General features: G+C 34.4%; 14 protein-coding genes. 11 read left to right on the top strand and 3 right to left on the bottom strand.

Annotation, left to right across the window (positions count from 1 at the left end; translation table 11 throughout):
• Positions 1–185 precede the first annotated feature (185 nt).
• The 5 genes from GW534_RS03110 to GW534_RS03090 are packed head-to-tail and all read left to right on the top strand — an operon-like array spanning position 186 to position 6285.
• Positions 186–2108: a methylmalonyl-CoA mutase family protein gene (locus GW534_RS03110; protein ID WP_161919596.1), complete on the top strand. Its 1923-nt coding sequence runs from the start codon at positions 186–188 to the stop codon at positions 2106–2108.
• The gene (gene scpA, locus GW534_RS03105; RefSeq protein WP_161919595.1) at positions 2092–4242 is read left to right on the top strand and encodes a methylmalonyl-CoA mutase; all 2151 of its coding nucleotides are present in this window, start codon (positions 2092–2094) and stop codon (positions 4240–4242) included. Before GW534_RS03110 ends, scpA begins: the two co-directional genes overlap by 17 nt.
• A gap of 3 nt (positions 4243–4245) precedes the next feature.
• On the top strand, positions 4246–5262 hold the full coding sequence (gene meaB, locus GW534_RS03100) for a methylmalonyl Co-A mutase-associated GTPase MeaB (RefSeq protein WP_161919594.1): 1017 nt from the start codon (positions 4246–4248) through the stop codon (positions 5260–5262).
• Positions 5263–5280: 18 nt separating this feature from the next.
• Positions 5281–5718 carry a BrxA/BrxB family bacilliredoxin gene (locus GW534_RS03095; protein ID WP_161919593.1) on the top strand — a complete coding sequence of 146 codons (438 nt, stop codon included), beginning with the start codon at positions 5281–5283 and terminating at the stop codon, positions 5716–5718.
• 54 nt (positions 5719–5772) lie between these two features.
• Positions 5773–6285 (top strand): L,D-transpeptidase, encoded by a 513-nt coding sequence (locus GW534_RS03090; protein ID WP_202630808.1) that lies wholly within the window; start codon positions 5773–5775, stop codon positions 6283–6285.
• A gap of 29 nt (positions 6286–6314) precedes the next feature.
• Here GW534_RS03090 and prli42 read toward each other — a convergent pair whose 3' ends face one another.
• On the bottom strand, positions 6315–6410 hold the full coding sequence (gene prli42, locus GW534_RS03085; RefSeq protein WP_161919592.1) for a stressosome-associated protein Prli42: 96 nt from the start codon (positions 6408–6410) through the stop codon (positions 6315–6317).
• A gap of 227 nt (positions 6411–6637) precedes the next feature.
• On the opposite strand from prli42, the gene mce reads away from it, so the two are divergent.
• From mce to gndA, 5 genes are all read left to right on the top strand, one after another.
• A complete protein-coding gene (gene mce, locus GW534_RS03080; RefSeq protein ID WP_161919591.1) occupies positions 6638–7042 on the top strand; it encodes a methylmalonyl-CoA epimerase in 405 nt (134 codons plus the stop codon).
• Positions 7043–7081: 39 nt separating this feature from the next.
• A complete protein-coding gene (locus tag GW534_RS03075) occupies positions 7082–8638 on the top strand; it encodes an acyl-CoA carboxylase subunit beta (RefSeq protein ID WP_161919590.1) in 1557 nt (518 codons plus the stop codon).
• A 157-nt stretch (positions 8639–8795) separates the two neighbouring features.
• On the top strand, positions 8796–9917 hold the full coding sequence (locus GW534_RS03070) for a M20/M25/M40 family metallo-hydrolase (RefSeq protein WP_161919589.1): 1122 nt from the start codon (positions 8796–8798) through the stop codon (positions 9915–9917).
• Positions 9918–9969: 52 nt separating this feature from the next.
• Positions 9970–11211, top strand: a complete 1242-nt coding sequence (locus GW534_RS03065) for a DNA polymerase IV (protein ID WP_161919588.1) — start codon at positions 9970–9972, stop codon at positions 11209–11211.
• Between the two features lie 18 nt (positions 11212–11229).
• On the top strand, positions 11230–12639 hold the full coding sequence (gndA, locus tag GW534_RS03060; RefSeq protein ID WP_161919587.1) for an NADP-dependent phosphogluconate dehydrogenase: 1410 nt from the start codon (positions 11230–11232) through the stop codon (positions 12637–12639).
• Between the two features lie 109 nt (positions 12640–12748).
• On the opposite strand, the gene GW534_RS16885 is transcribed toward gndA, so the two are convergent.
• Both GW534_RS16885 and zwf read right to left on the bottom strand, forming a co-directional pair.
• On the bottom strand, positions 12749–12832 hold the full coding sequence (locus tag GW534_RS16885; protein ID WP_377701911.1) for a hypothetical protein: 84 nt from the start codon (positions 12830–12832) through the stop codon (positions 12749–12751).
• 288 nt (positions 12833–13120) lie between these two features.
• Positions 13121–14611, bottom strand: a complete 1491-nt coding sequence (gene zwf / locus GW534_RS03050; protein WP_161919585.1) for a glucose-6-phosphate dehydrogenase — start codon at positions 14609–14611, stop codon at positions 13121–13123.
• A 269-nt stretch (positions 14612–14880) separates the two neighbouring features.
• Here zwf and rnz point away from each other — a divergent pair, with 269 nt between their 5' ends.
• Entirely contained in the window at positions 14881–15795 is a 915-nt protein-coding gene (gene rnz / locus GW534_RS03045) for a ribonuclease Z (protein ID WP_161919584.1), read from the top strand.
• Positions 15796–15909 lie beyond the last annotated feature (114 nt).

The following is a 15909-nucleotide window of genomic DNA, read 5'->3' as shown; positions in this document are numbered from 1 at the left end:
AATGTTTTTCGTGTAGCTTTTCTGTTAATTAAGCTAGAATAAAATGATTGTGAGGTTTTTTTGTTTATTTTATCTATTTCATTCATTTATAAGTATTAGTAATGTTAAAATGTTTCAAAAATTCCTGTTTTTAATATAAGATATTAATATAGTGAATTTTTAGTAGAAACATGGGAGGGTTTTTTTTGAAAGACTTACAAAGGGGAAATTTGCAAGCAGCAATTACGGCCCAATTTCCAACTAGGACATATGAAGATTGGTTGGAAGTAGCCAATAAATCATTAAAGGGGAAAACAGTAAGTGAGTTTGTACGAAATACCTACGAAGATATAAAAATTAAGCCATTGTATACGAATGCGGATTTGCCGAAGAAACAAATTGATTTAGGAGAATATGAATCCGATTGGAAGATCGCTCAACAAATTATAGGTGAATCGATCGAAGAAATTAATAAAAATCTTCATGAAGCGATCGAATACGGACAAAATACTATATCTATTAAAATTCCAAATGATTTAAACAAAAATAATATCGGGAAATTATTTAGTGAAATAAATTTTGACGAATTATCATTTTTTATTGATGGTAAGGAAGAAATTCTGCCGTTTTATCAAATATTGCTCGATTATGTAGAAAATAACAATATTAAAGGCTTTATAGGTTTCGATCCAGTAAGAACAAAAGTTGAAAGTGGAAATGATGATGAAAAATATCTTTTCCAATTATGGATTGATTCAATAAAAACTCTTTCTAAACAAGCTCCAAATTTAAAAACAATTTTTGTTGATGGAAGAGTTTTTGAACAAACAGGTGGAAACGCTGTTCAACAAATTGCCTATACATTATCTAGTGCTGTCGAACAAATTGAACAGCTAAAAAATGCGGATTTTCCAATCGAACAATTTTTCAAAAAAGCCGTTGTAGCTCTCAATGTTCAATCAAATTTCTTTATGGAAATAGCAAAGCTAAGAGCGATTCGTTACTTATGGTATAAGTTAGCTGAAGCATACGATGTCGATAAAACAATGGCGACACTTGATTTATTTGCTGAAACAACATTAATCAATAAATCAAATTTAGATATTTATACAAATATGTTAAGAACTGGTGGTGAGGCATTTGCAGCGGTAGTAGGACAAGTACAAACGTTACGAGTTCATCCGTTTGATGCTGTAAATGAAAATCCTAGCAAACTAGGTATTCGGGTAGCACGTAATATTCACCACCTTTTACGTGAAGAGTCAAGTTTAGCAAATGTTAAAGATCCTGCTCAAGGTTCATATTTTATTGAGAATTTAACAAATGAATTAATTGAAAAATCTTGGCAACTCTTTTTACAAATTGAAAATCAGGGTGGATTTTTGGAAGCGTTTAACAGTGATGCAATTCAGCAACAAATTAATGAAAATCGTGAAAAAGTGTTAGCGGACTTTTATACTCGAAAAACGAAACTTATCGGTACAAATCAATTTGTTGATTTAACCGAAGAACTAAGCACTTCAAAACCGGTTGTTCCTAATAGAAGAAAATTAAAACAAATTTCCTTCAATGAACTAGTAGAAAATATCGCTAAAGACGCTTCAATTCAAGAGTTTTTCATTGAAGGGGAACAAGCAAAACCTCAAAAATTTGAACCATTCCGTTTAAGCGAGGCCTATGAAAATTTACGTTTTAAAGCGTATGAAAGAACTAAAGAAGGTAATGAATTAAAAATCGGTTTAATAGGTCTTGGATTGTTAAAAGATTACAAAAAAGTTACTGATTTCGTCTCAGATTTCTGTGCCGGTGGAGGTATTTTAGCTGAACCACTGCAAGAAGAAATTAATTTAGAAGAAATTCCGACAGTAGTTTCAGGTGCAAAGGAAAAAATAATCGGATTTGCCGGGACAGATGATCAATTTGCAAACGCTAAGTCAATAATTTATAAAACAATTGAACAAAATCGAGATAAAACATACCTTGTAGCAGGACTGAAAAATAAAGAAATGTTAAACGAACTGATAGAGTTAGGTGTGAAGTTTTTTATCGATTCAAAAACAAACCATGTCGAAACATTACAACAATTACATGTCGAACTAGGAGGGGATCAAGATGAGACCGGAGTTTAATAAAATTCAATTGTTTGAAGAAAATAACAAAGTCGCCACATCATCAACTAACATTGAAACATTCAAAACATATGAAAATATTACTATAAAATCCGAATATACGGAAAAAGATATAGCTAATGTAAAACATCTTGATAGTTTACCTGGTCTCCCTCCTTATACACGAGGTCCATATCCGATGATGTATGTAAATCGACCGTGGACGATTCGTCAATATGCAGGTTTTTCAACCGCGGAAGAGAGTAATGCCTTTTATTTACGAAATTTAAAAATGGGACAAAAAGGCTTATCAGTTGCATTTGACTTACCTACACATCGTGGTTATGATTCAGATCATCCTCGGGTTGTTGGTGATGTTGGAAAAGCTGGTGTGGCGATTGATTCTATTTTAGATATGAAAGTCTTATTTAATAATATTCCGCTTGATCAAATGTCTGTTTCGATGACAATGAATGGCGCCGTACTTCCGATTATGGCCTTTTACATTGTTACTGCAGAGGAGCAAGGAGTTCCTCAAGAAAAACTATCCGGTACAATACAAAATGATATTTTAAAAGAATATATGGTACGTAATACGTATATTTATCCACCAAAAATGTCAATGCGAATCATTTCTGATATTTTTGCGTATACATCTAAACATATGCCAAAGTTCAATAGCATAAGTATTTCTGGGTACCATATGCAAGAAGCAGGGGCACCAGCAGATTTAGAGCTCGCTTATACTTTAGCGGATGGTTTGGAATATGTTCGCACTGGTTTACAAGCTGGAATTGATATTGATTCCTTTGCACCACGTCTAAGCTTTTTCTGGGGCATTGGTATGAATTACTTTATGGAAGTGGCGAAACTTCGTGCAGCAAGATTTATTTGGGCTAAATTAATGAGTCAATTTAATCCGAAAAATCCTAAATCTCTTGCATTAAGAACCCACTCACAAACTTCGGGGTGGAGTTTAACAGAACAAGATCCATTTAACAATGTTACAAGGACATTAATTGAAGCCCATGCAGCGGCAATGGGACATACCCAATCACTCCATACGAATGCCTTAGATGAAGCGATTGCTTTACCGACAGATTTTTCTGCACGCATTGCAAGAAATACACAATTATATTTACAAGAAGAAACAGGAATTACCCATACAGTTGATCCGTGGGCTGGTTCCTATTATGTGGAATCATTAACGAATGAATTGATAGAAAAAGCATGGAAGCATATTGAAGTAATTGAACAATTAGGCGGAATGACAAAAGCGATTGAACAAGGTTTACCAAAATTAAAAATTGAAGAAGCAGCAGCAAAACGTCAAGCAATGATCGATTCTGGTAAAGAAAAAATTATTGGTGTAAATATATACCAAGTCGAAGATGAAGAACCAATTGATATTTTAGCGATTGACAATACGAAAGTTCGTGAAAAACAGCTTGAACGTTTACAACAATTAAAGCAATCTCGGGATGAAGAGGCGGTACAAGAAGCTCTTGAAAATCTTACAAAAGCTGCAGAAACAGGTGAAGGTAATTTACTTGAATTATCTGTTGAAGCAGCAAGAAAACGAGCGACTTTAGGAGAAATTTCAATGGCAATTGAAAAAGTTAGTGGTAGACACCGAGCAGCAATCCGCTCAATTAGTGGTGTTTATAGTAATGCTTACGGAGATAAAAAAACAATTGAAGAAATCAAAAAAATGACGGACGAATTTGCTGAATTAGAAGGAAGACGACCACGATTATTAATGGCGAAAATTGGTCAAGACGGTCATGACCGTGGAGCTAAAGTAGTATCTACTGCTTATGCTGACATGGGCTTTGATGTTGATATCGGTCCGCTTTTCCAAACACCAGAAGAAACAGCAAGACAAGCGGTGGAAAATGATGTTCATGCCATTGGTATGAGCTCCCTTGCTGGTGGACATAAAACATTTTTACCACAACTCGTTGAGGAATTGAAAAAGTTAGGTCGAGAAGATATCGTTGTCATCGTCGGCGGAGTAATTCCTGCTAAAGATTATGAATTTTTATTGGAAAATGGTGCGTCAGCAATTTTTGGGCCTGGAACAATTATACCTGAAGCAGCCAAGACTGTACTGGAGGAAATTTATAAGCGACTCGGCTATGAGGAAGTGAACTAAGTCATGGTTGCAAAACGGTTTCATAAGAAAAAAAAACCTATACCAATTCAAGAATATGTTGAAGGAATTAAAGCAGGCGATCGTACAATTTTAGCAAAGGCAATTACATTAATTGAAAGTAATAATCTTGATCATTTTCGTGCCGGTCAACAATTATTACAAGAAATATTACCACTAACGGGAAAATCAATGAGAATCGGAATCACAGGAGTTCCTGGTGCTGGCAAAAGTACTTTTATTGAACGATTTGGAACGGAACTTTGTAAAATGGGAAAGAAGGTGGCAGTTCTTGCAATTGACCCTTCTTCCACTCTTTCACAAGGCAGTATATTAGGAGATAAGACTCGAATGGAAAAGCTTTCTCGTGAAGAGAATGCCTTTATTCGCCCTTCTCCATCGGGTGGAAACTTAGGTGGAGTTCATCGTAAAACGAGGGAGACAATTTTATTATGTGAAGCGGCAGGCTTTGATATGATTCTTGTTGAAACTGTAGGTGTCGGTCAGAGCGAAGTCGATGTTCGGACAATGGTTGATATGTTTTTATTGTTAACGATTACGGGTGCTGGTGACGACTTACAAGGTATGAAAAAAGGAATTATGGAACTTGTTGATGCCATCATTGTTACGAAAGCAGATGGTGACAATAAAGAAAAAGCATTAAAAACAAGAAATGAGTACAATCAGATTTTACGGTTGTTAAAACAAGCAACAGACGGATGGGGAACAAAAGCTGTTGCTTGTTCATCTATTACCGGTGAAGGAATTAACGAAATTTGGGAACTTATTACGAAGTTTTTTGCTGATACGAAAAAATCGGGTGTGTTTTATACAAGAAGAAGAGAACAAACGATAGATTGGTTAATTACTTCGATCAAAGAACGACTTGAGCAATCCTTCTTCCAACATGAACTAGTAAAAGAACAATTACCGATTGTAAAGCGAAATGTTGAAAAGGGTAAATTACCTGTATCGATCGCTGTGGAAAATTTATTATCCGCTTATTTTAATCAGGAACATTAAAACTGGAGTGATTCAACCATGTCAGGACAATTTAATATTTTGATGAATGATTATATTGAACAAGCGAGAAAAGAAATACTCGAAGCAGGCTACGAAGAATTACGCACCCGTGAAGAAGTTGATAAAGCTTTACAAAGAAAAGGAACTACATTGGTAATGATTAACTCTACTTGCGGTTGTGCTGGAAGTATTGCTCGGCCAGCAGCGAAATATGCCCTTGACTATGATGCCAGACCAGACTATTTAGTTACTGTATTTGCTGGACAAGATAAAGAAGCAACAGATCAGGCTAGGAGTTATTTTGAAGATTATCCACCATCTTCACCATCTTTTGCTCTATTAAAAGATGGAATAATATGCGCTATGGTAGAACGTCATGAAATTGAAGGACATACACCTTTTCAAGTAATAGAAAAGTTACAGAAATTGTTTGAAAAATATTGTGAGGAAATTTAGAAAAAATAAATCCACCAGTTTTGATTCATAATAATAAAAAGGCTGGTGGATAAATTGAAATCATTGATATTTATATTATTTTCAATCATAAGCATTTCACCTTTGTGGCCAATCGGTCCCTCTCTAGCAGGTGATCCTTTTATTATAGTAAATAAAGAAATAAATCAAGTTGCATTTATTAAAGACGGTGAGGTCAAAAAAGTTTATAAAGCTGCAACAGGAAAAACAGATGATCTAACTCCGGAAGGTTTGTTTACTGTAACGGTTAAAGCGATCAATCCATATTATCGAAAATTAAATATATCAGGTGGATTGCCTGAAAATCCACTTGGAACAAGATGGATTGGTTTTGATGCACTTGACACAGATGGTAGAACTTATGGAATTCATGGAACAAATAGACCATATTCTATTGGTTATTATGTTTCTTTAGGTTGTATTCGTTTGCGTAATGAAGATGTAGAAGAATTATTTGAATTTGTTCCAATTGGTACTAAAGTTTTTATTACAAAAACATGGAAAAGTTTTGAGCAAATAGGAATCGAAAAAGGAGTCATTTACCCTTAGGAGGATAAATGACCCGCTTAAAGATTGGTTTACAAGAACATTGAAAGTCCAGTAAGAATTGTTGTAGCAACCATTGCAAAAATCATTAAATATACGATAATTTTACGAAGCTTTTTATTTCTCATGATAAATGACCTCCACTGTCTTAACTCTAACATATATTTTAACTTGAATTTATCCTACGAACAAGCATGCTTTTATTTCCTTATTATATTCTTTTTATTTAAAATTAGTGGTTTTATTTTTCGTCAATTTAAATAATTTAAAATAATTAATTATTCTGTTATAATAAATGTATTATAACAATATATTTTTGTTGTATAACAAACTGTTTTTTTAGGGGGAATTATGTATGCAGGGGATTGATCATATTGGAATTGCAGTGAAATCAATTGATGAAGCACTACCATTTTATACAGATATATTGCAATTCAAACATATTGGGACAGAGGTTGTTGAAGAGCAAAGGGTAAAAGTCGCTTTTATTGATGCGATTAATTGTAAAATTGAATTACTAGAACCAACGGATGAAAATAGTACTGTTTATAAGTTTATAGAAAAAAGAGGAGAAGGGATTCATCATATTGCCATAAAAACAGAAAATATTGAGCAAGATATTAAATATTTAAAGGATGAAAAATTACGTCTCATCAATGAAAGTCCAAGAATTGGTGCAGGGGATGCACTAGTTTCATTCATCCATCCAAAATCTTGTGGGGGCGTTTTATATGAACTTTGTCAACATAAAGAAGATTAATATTTAAATAGATTGTTCACAAACAAAGGGGAGACGGAAATGATTGATATAAAAAGACAACAGGATATTTATGATAAAATTCATGAGTTATATGATAAACGAACAGAAATAGAACTTGGTGGAGGGGTAGAACGAATTGATAAGCAACATGAAAAGGGGAAGCTAACAGCAAGAGAGAGAATTGATATTTTAGTTGATGAAGGTTCTTTTGTTGAGCTTAATCCGTTTATAGAACACCGTTCACCTGATCTTGGTAAAGGACCTGGAGATGGAGTTGTTACCGGTTTTGCTAAAATAAATGGGCGACCAATCTATTTATTCTCTCAAGACTTTACTGTATTCGGTGGAGCACTTGGAGAAATGCACGCAAAGAAAATTGCTAATATTATGGATTTGGCTGCGAAAAATGGAGTACCTATCATTGGATTAAATGATTCAGGTGGAGCGAGAATACAAGAGGGAGTTGTTTCTTTAGACGGTTACGGCCATGTTTTCTACCGAAATTCCATTTATTCTGGTGTTGTACCACAAATATCCGTAATTATGGGTCCATGTGCCGGAGGAGCAGTTTATTCACCAGCAATTACCGACTTTGTTATTATGGTTGAAAAAACGAGTCAAATGTTTATCACAGGACCAAAAGTAATTGAAACAGTTACTGGGGAAAAAATTAGTTCTGAGGATTTAGGTGGAGCGAAAGTACATAGTGCGATTAGCGGTAATAGTCATTTTAGTGCTAAAAATGAGGAAGAAGCGCTTCTTTTAGTACGGACATTATTATCATACTTACCAGGTAATAATGAAGAAAAACCACCTGCCATATCTTTTGAAGAAAATGATGATTATCGTCCAGATTTACCTGATATAGTACCTTTTGACACTGTCCGTCCTTATGATATGAAAAAAGTCATTGAACAAGTAGTCGATCCAGGGTCATTTTTAGAGGTTCAAAAGGATTTTGCAAAAAACATTATCGTTGGGTTTGGTAGAATAAGAGGAGAAGTAGTAGGGCTTGTTTGTAACCAGCCAAAGATTCTAGCAGGAGGACTCGATATTGATTCCTCTGATAAAACGGCCCGTTTTATTCGTTTCTGTGATTCATTTAATATTCCAATTATCACATTTGAAGATGTTACAGGCTTTTTCCCTGGCGTAAAACAAGAACACGGTGGAATTATTCGTCACGGAGCAAAAATACTTTATGCTTATTCCGAAGCTACTGTACCGAAAATAACTGTTATTACGAGAAAAGCATATGGTGGAGCATATGTTGCATTAAATAGTAAAGCAATTGGTGCCGATTTAGTGTTTGCTTGGCCAAATGCTGAAATTGCGGTAATGGGGCCAGAAGGAGCGGCAAATATTATTTTTGCAAAAGAAATTAATAATAGTCCGAATCCGGAAGAAACTCGCGCACAAAAGATTAAAGAATATCGTGATAAGTTTGCCAATCCTTATGTTGCTGCGAAAATGGGTATGGTCGATGATGTCATTGATCCACGCGAAACTCGAATTAAACTTGTCCAAGCATTAGATATGTTAAGAAACAAAAAAGAAGATCGCCCAAAGAAAAAACACGGGAATATACCATTATAAAAAATGCCTCCTATATTGGAGGCATTTTTTGTACACGTATACTATTCAAACAATAATATTAATGGTATTTTTTAAATTACCGTTTTATTCAATAATTAAGAATTGAAGGCTTTGGTAAAAACAGTGTATACTAGACTTAATAGAATGGAGGGTTAGCATGATTAATGAGACAAGATTATTAAATGAATTTTTAGAACTTGTACAAATCGACTCCGAAACGAAGGATGAAGGTAAAATTGCTGAAGTTTTAAAGCAAAAGTTTACCGAACTCGGATTAGAAGTCGTTGAAGATAATGCTAAAGAAAAAACAGGTCATGGAGCAAACAATTTAATTTGTACTCTAAAAGGAACGAATGAACAAGCTGATCCAATCTATTTTACATCTCATATGGACACGGTTGTGCCAGGGAAAGGTGTTAAACCTATTGTAGAAGATGGGTATGTAAAATCAGATGGAACAACAATCCTCGGTGCTGATGATAAAGCTGGTTTAGCTGTAATGTTAGAAGTTATTCAAATTTTAAAAGAAAATAATATTGAACACGGCGATATTCAGTTCATTATTACCGTTGGTGAAGAATCAGGATTAGTTGGGGCAAAAGCGCTAGAACCTTCATACATAAATGCAAAATATGGTTATGCACTTGATAGTGATGGTGAAGTTGGAACAATTGTTGTTGCTGCACCAACACAAGCAAAAATTAATGTAACAATAACTGGCAAAAGTGCCCATGCCGGTGTTGCACCTGAAAAGGGAATTTCAGCAATCCAAGTGGCAGCTAAAGCTATTTCAAAAATGCCTTTAGGACGCATTGATGAAGAAACGACAGCCAATATCGGTCGTTTTGAAGGTGGTCAAGCAACAAATATCGTTACAGAAAAAGCATATATTTTTGCAGAAGCTCGCTCACTTGTACAAGAAAAATTAAATAAACAAATTGATGCAATGAAGAAGGCGTTTGAAGAAACGGCAGCAGAAATGGGGGCAAAAGCAGAGGTTGAAGTAAAAGTAATGTATCCATCCTTCAAATTTGGTCCAGAAGATGAAGTTGTTCAAATTGCACAAAAGGCGGCTGAAAAAATCGGACGTACACCAAAACTAATTAAAAGCGGTGGGGGAAGTGATGGTAACGTCATCGCTGGCTTTGGTATTCCAACTGTCGTGTTAGGTGTCGGTTATGAGGAGATTCATACGACAAAAGAAAGGATTCCGGTTAAAGAATTAAATAAATTAGCAGAAATGGTATTAGCAATTATCGAGACTGTAAACAAAAAGTAACTTCTGGTAAAATTACCCATGTGAAGCAAATCATTTGTTGAAGGTGAAAACGATGAGATATGAAACGAAAAGCAGAGCAAGGGTCATATTCCATGTTGATATGAATAGTTTCTATGCTTCAGTAGAAATGGCGTACAAACCTTCATTAAAGGGTAAACCGTTAGCAATTGCAGGCAATCCAGAAGAACGAAGAGGAATTATAGTAACTTGTAGTTATGAAGCGAGGAAGTTTGGTGTCAAAACAACGATGCCACTTTGGGAAGCGAAAAAATTATGTCCTGATTTAATTGTATTACCACCTAATTTTGATCGTTATCGAATATTTTCTCAGAAAATATTCCAAACGTTACGGGACTATACTGATTTAGTTGAACCTGTATCCATTGATGAAGGATATATGGATATAACTGAATATATACAAAAACATCCCGTTTCAATAGCGCAAGATATTCAAAACCGTTTACTAAAGGAATTGGATTTACCATGTTCGATTGGAATTGCACCGAATAAATTTTTGGCTAAAATGGCATCAGATATGAAAAAACCATTAGGCGTTACAGTTCTTCGTAAAAGAGATATTCCAAAAATATTATGGCCAATGCCCGTTTCGGAAATGCATGGCTGTGGTGCAAAAACAACTGAGAAATTAAATGGAATAGGGATTAAAAAAATCGAGGATTTAGCAAAAGCAAATGATGTTCAACTAAAGAATTTGTTAGGGATAAATGGTATACGATTAAAGGAGCGGGCAAACGGCTTTGATCCAAGAAAAGTTGATCCTGATAGTATTAATGATTATAAAAGTATCGGGAATTCAACAACACTTCCTCGCGATATTACTTCAGAAAAGGATTTGCTCAGTATTTTACAATCCCTTGCTCGCACCGTTTCAGCTCGATTAAAAAATAAAGACGTTTTTACAACAAATGTAGCTATTACGATTCGATATAAAAATCGTAAAACAATAACAAGAAGTGAAAAGTTAGAAAATCCAATCCGCGAAGAACAAGATATATACAATCAAGCAAAACATATATTTATGAAACATTGGGATGGCTCGCCTGTTCGACTTTTAGGTATCACAGGAAATGATCTCGTTGAGGAACAACATGTCGTTAAACAACTTGATTTATTCACTTTTGAAGAAGATGCTAAAGAAGAACCATTAATAGAAACAATTGAACAATTAAGAGAAAAATTTGGGCATGATATTATTAAAAAGGGAATAAAAGTCGAACGAAAAGAAGGCCAAACCGATACAAGCTTTGATAAAGATTTTTTAAGGAAAAACTAGAAGGAAAGAGGTAAACAAATGACTAAACAACAAATTGGCGTAGTTGGACTAGCAGTAATGGGAAAAAATTTAGCGTTCAATATTGAAAGTAAAGGATATACTGTATCTGTTTACAACCGTTCTCGAGAAAAAACAGATGCGATGATGAAAGAAGCAGAAGGGAAAAATGTAGTACCAACATATTCTATTCAAGAATTTGTTAATTCCCTTGAACGACCACGAAAAATTTTAATTATGGTTAAAGCTGGGGCAGCTACAGATGCAACAATTGAACAGTTAATTCCATACTTAGATCAAGGTGATATTTTAATTGACGGTGGTAATGCTTATTATGAAGATACGATTCGTCGAAATAAACAGTTAAGTGAATTAGGGTTTAATTTCGTAGGTATGGGTGTTTCCGGTGGTGAAGAAGGTGCCTTAAAAGGACCATCACTTATGCCAGGAGGACAAAAAGAAGCATATGATTTAGTTGAACCAATTGTTAAAGCTATTTCTGCAAAGGTTAATGACGAATCATGTGCAACTTATATTGGTCCAGATGGTGCGGGTCATTATGTGAAAATGGTTCATAATGGAATTGAATACGGTGATATGCAATTAATCGGTGAATCCTATTTCATGTTAAAACATTATCTAGGTTTATCCAATGAGGAATTACATGAAGTATTTACCGAGTGGAATAAGGGTGAACTTGATAGTTATTTAATCGAAATTACTGCTGATATTTTTAGCAAAAAAGATCCTGAAACAGGAAAACATATGGTAGATGTTATTTTAGATAAGGCTGGACAAAAAGGTACAGGTAAATGGACAAGTCAAAGTGCATTAGACTTAGGGATCAATCTGTCATTAATTACGGAATCAGTTTTCGCACGAAATATATCTGCAATTAAAGATGAACGTGTTAAAGCTAGTAAAGTATTATCTGGACCAGTGAAAGAAGTATTTAATGGTGATAAACAAGAATTTATCGAACAAGTTCGCCAAGCATTATACTTAAGTAAAATTTGTTCATATGCACAGGGATTTGCTCAATTACGGGCTGCTTCGAACGAGTACAATTGGGACTTGAATTATGGTGATATTGCGATGATTTGGCGTGGTGGCTGCATTATTCGTGCACAATTTTTACAAAAAATTAAAGAAGCATATGATCGCAATCCAGAACTAGACAACTTATTATTAGATGAATACTTCAAAGGTATTGCTGATCGTTATCAAGAAGCATTACGTAAAGTTGTTGCTACAGCAGCAATAAACGGTATTCCTGCACCATGTTTCTCAAGTGCTCTAGCTTACTTTGATAGCTACCGTTCTGAAACTTTACCAGCTAACTTATTACAAGCACAACGTGATTACTTTGGTGCACACACATTTGAAAGAGTTGATAAAGAAGGAGTATTCCATTTTAATTGGATGGAGTAGGTTAAACCTAGCGAACATCATATTATAGAAAAAATAGGACTGTTCACTAAAATCCATATTGGGTTTTTCTTCGAACAGTCCAATTTTCTTTGCAATTAATAAGAACCGTTTATTTTAACATATGGAGAGGTGTTAAAGAAGTATACTTTTTAAAAACTTTAGTGAAGTAATTAACGTATTGATAGCCTACCATAAATGCCACATCAGTAAATGAAATGATTTCCCGCTGTAAGTATATTTTGCTTCTTCCACTCGTTTGCGATTAATAAATGTACGGATGCAATAAATTTTGGAACGGGGTGTATTGCGCTTTTACATATTATAAGTGGGATGTAAATCTTTCTTCTTATCAGAAGTGGAACAGTTTGTGCAAAACCGAAATTTCCTTCAATCAGGAGATAGGTAAAAAATAACCCAAGAATGCTTGTGATTTATTTACAACCATTCTTGGGTTTGATTAGTAAGTATACATCATTGTTCGTTACTCATCGATAATTGGCCACCATGAGAATCCATCTTTTTCAAGTAGAAGGTCAGCCTCTTTTGGCCCCATTGACCCAGCTCGATAATTCGGGAAATTAGCAGGTTCATTTTCCCATACGGCTGAGATTTCATCAACGAATTGCCAAGATAATGCTACTTCATCCCAATGGGTAAAGTTTGTTGCATCCCCACGTAAGCAATCATATAATAATTTTTCGTAAGCTTCTGGTGTATTCATCCCATCAACACTGGATGTTGAATAATTTAATTTAATCGGTGTAGTAATAATACCTTGCCCTGCTTTTTTAACGTTTAAGTGTAAAGTTATACCTTCATCTGGTTGAATATGAATAACAAGTAGATTTGGCTTTAAATTTGAACCTGACTTAAAGTATAAGTTCATCGGAATATCTTTAAATTGAATTACAATCTTTGTTGATTTCGTTGCCATCCGTTTTCCTGTTCGAACATAGAAAGGTACACCTGCCCAACGGAAATTATCAATTAAAAATTTCCCGGCAAAATAAGTTTCTGTATTTGAATCTTCAGGAACATTCATTTCTTGACGGTAGCCTGGCACCTCTTCGCCGTTAATAACACCTCGATCATATTGTCCCCGAACGAAATATTTATTAATATTTTCTTTATCTACTGGTCGTAGTGCACGTAATACTTTTACTTTTTCACTACGTATTTCATCGGTAGTCAATTTAATCGGCGGTTCCATTGCAAGTAATGTTACCATTTGCATCATATGGTTTTGTACCATGTCGCGAATGGCACCACTTTTATCATAATAATTGGCACGTTCTTCAACACCGAGGGTTTCACTTGAAGTGATTTGAATATTGGAAATGTATCTATTATTCCATAGTGGTTCAAAAATAGCGTTAGAAAAACGGATGACTTCAATATTTTGAACCATTTCTTTTCCTAAATAGTGGTCGATTCGATAAATTTCATCCTCATCAAATGCTTTGCGAATTTGGTTGTTTAACTTAATAGCGGATTGTAAATCGTGACCGAAAGGCTTTTCAATGACTAAACGTTTAAAACCGTTAGTATCTGTTAAACCATCTTCTTTTAAATGTTCGGCAACCGTACCAAAAAATTCTGGAGACATCGCTAAGTAAAAAATTCGATTTCCACCTAACTCGTATTCCTTATCTAATCGATCAACTAATGTTTTTAACTGTTTATAGGATGCGGAATCAGTAACATCATGGGATTGATAATAAAAGTGGGAAGTAAATGCATTTAAGTCTTTTTCATTTTCACTTTCACCGTACGTTAAGATAGAATCTTTAACCCATTCCCTTAATTCAGCATCATTTTTTAGTCTTCTGGCGACACCTACGACAGCAAAACGTTTTGAAAGTTGTCCTTTTTTGTATAGATTATATAAAGAAGGATACAACTTCCTTTTTGCTAAGTCACCAGTTGCACCAAAAAGTAATATTAATGATGAAGGACTTTCAACTGTTTTCACTTTTCCCCCTCTTTCCTTTGTGATAATATTAACAATTAAATTTTACATATGTATCCAATGAATAGCAAATTTGGTACCGTTTACTTTTATTGTTTACTAAAAAAAATTTTATATGTTGTTCAAATAGCAGTTAAAAGCTGTTTATCATATAGAATTAAGCTGTATAATGTTATGTATAAATATTTGAAAAAAAGAGAAGAAACATTGATAATGATAAAGTCAATTATAAATGAAATATAAGAGATTCAAAACTAATTGGAGGAGTTATATTGGAAATTACTTTTTTAGGAACTGGTGCTGGTATGCCGGCAAAATATCGGAATGTGACTTCTATTGCTTTAAAACATTTAGAAGATGGTTCGATTTGGCTGTTTGACTGCGGTGAAGCAACGCAACATCAAATTTTACATACATCAATAAAGCCTCGTAAAATATCAAAAATTTTTATTACTCATTTACATGGTGATCATATCTTTGGTTTACCTGGTCTACTAGGAAGCAGGTCCTTTTTAGGTGGAACCGAGCCATTAACAATTTACGGTCCAAAGGGCATTCGCGATTTTATTGAAGTGAGTTTATCTGTTAGTCAAACTCATTTAAATTATAAAATCGAAATTATTGAGTTTGAAGACGGGCAAATATTTGATGTAGGGAACTTTAAAGTTGAAGCAAAATTATTAGAACATGCTATTCCTTCATATGGTTACCGGGTTGTAGAAAAGGATAAGCCAGGCGTGTTATTAGTTGATAAGTTAAAAGAAATCGGGGTTACACCTGGTCCTCATTATCAATTACTAAAAAATGGGGAAACTATTGAATTAGAAGACGGCCGGTTAATAAATGGTAAAGACTTTTTAGGTCCCGATAAAAAGGGAAGAGTGATCACTATTTTAGGTGATACAAGACCATGTGATCATGCTGTCGAATTAGCAAAAGACGCTGACATATTAGTCCATGAGGCTACACTGGATAAAGAAATGGAAGAGGCAGCCTATGAGTTTTTCCATTCAACAACGCATCAAGCAGCGCAAACGGCAGTAAAAGCACAAGTGAAACAACTTGTAATCACTCATATTAGTTCCCGATATGAAAAACAAGATTGGGTGAGATTGGAACAAGAAACGAAAGAAATTTTTCCTAATACTGTGATAGCGGAAGATTTGAAAAAGATTATAGTGAAATAAATGAGTAAGACTGTTCACTTGGGGTTACATCGTAATTCGTAGAACAGTCTTTTTTAATTTATATTATGTGACAATTTTCGATAAAAAAGATAAACTTATGGTGGAGCTTGGTAA

Source organism: Pallidibacillus pasinlerensis (assembly GCF_009996845.1).
Lineage (GTDB): Bacteria > Bacillota > Bacilli > Bacillales > Caldibacillaceae > Pallidibacillus > Pallidibacillus pasinlerensis.
Note: the sequence above shows the minus strand (reverse complement) of the source record. Positions and strands in the feature narration are given on the sequence as shown.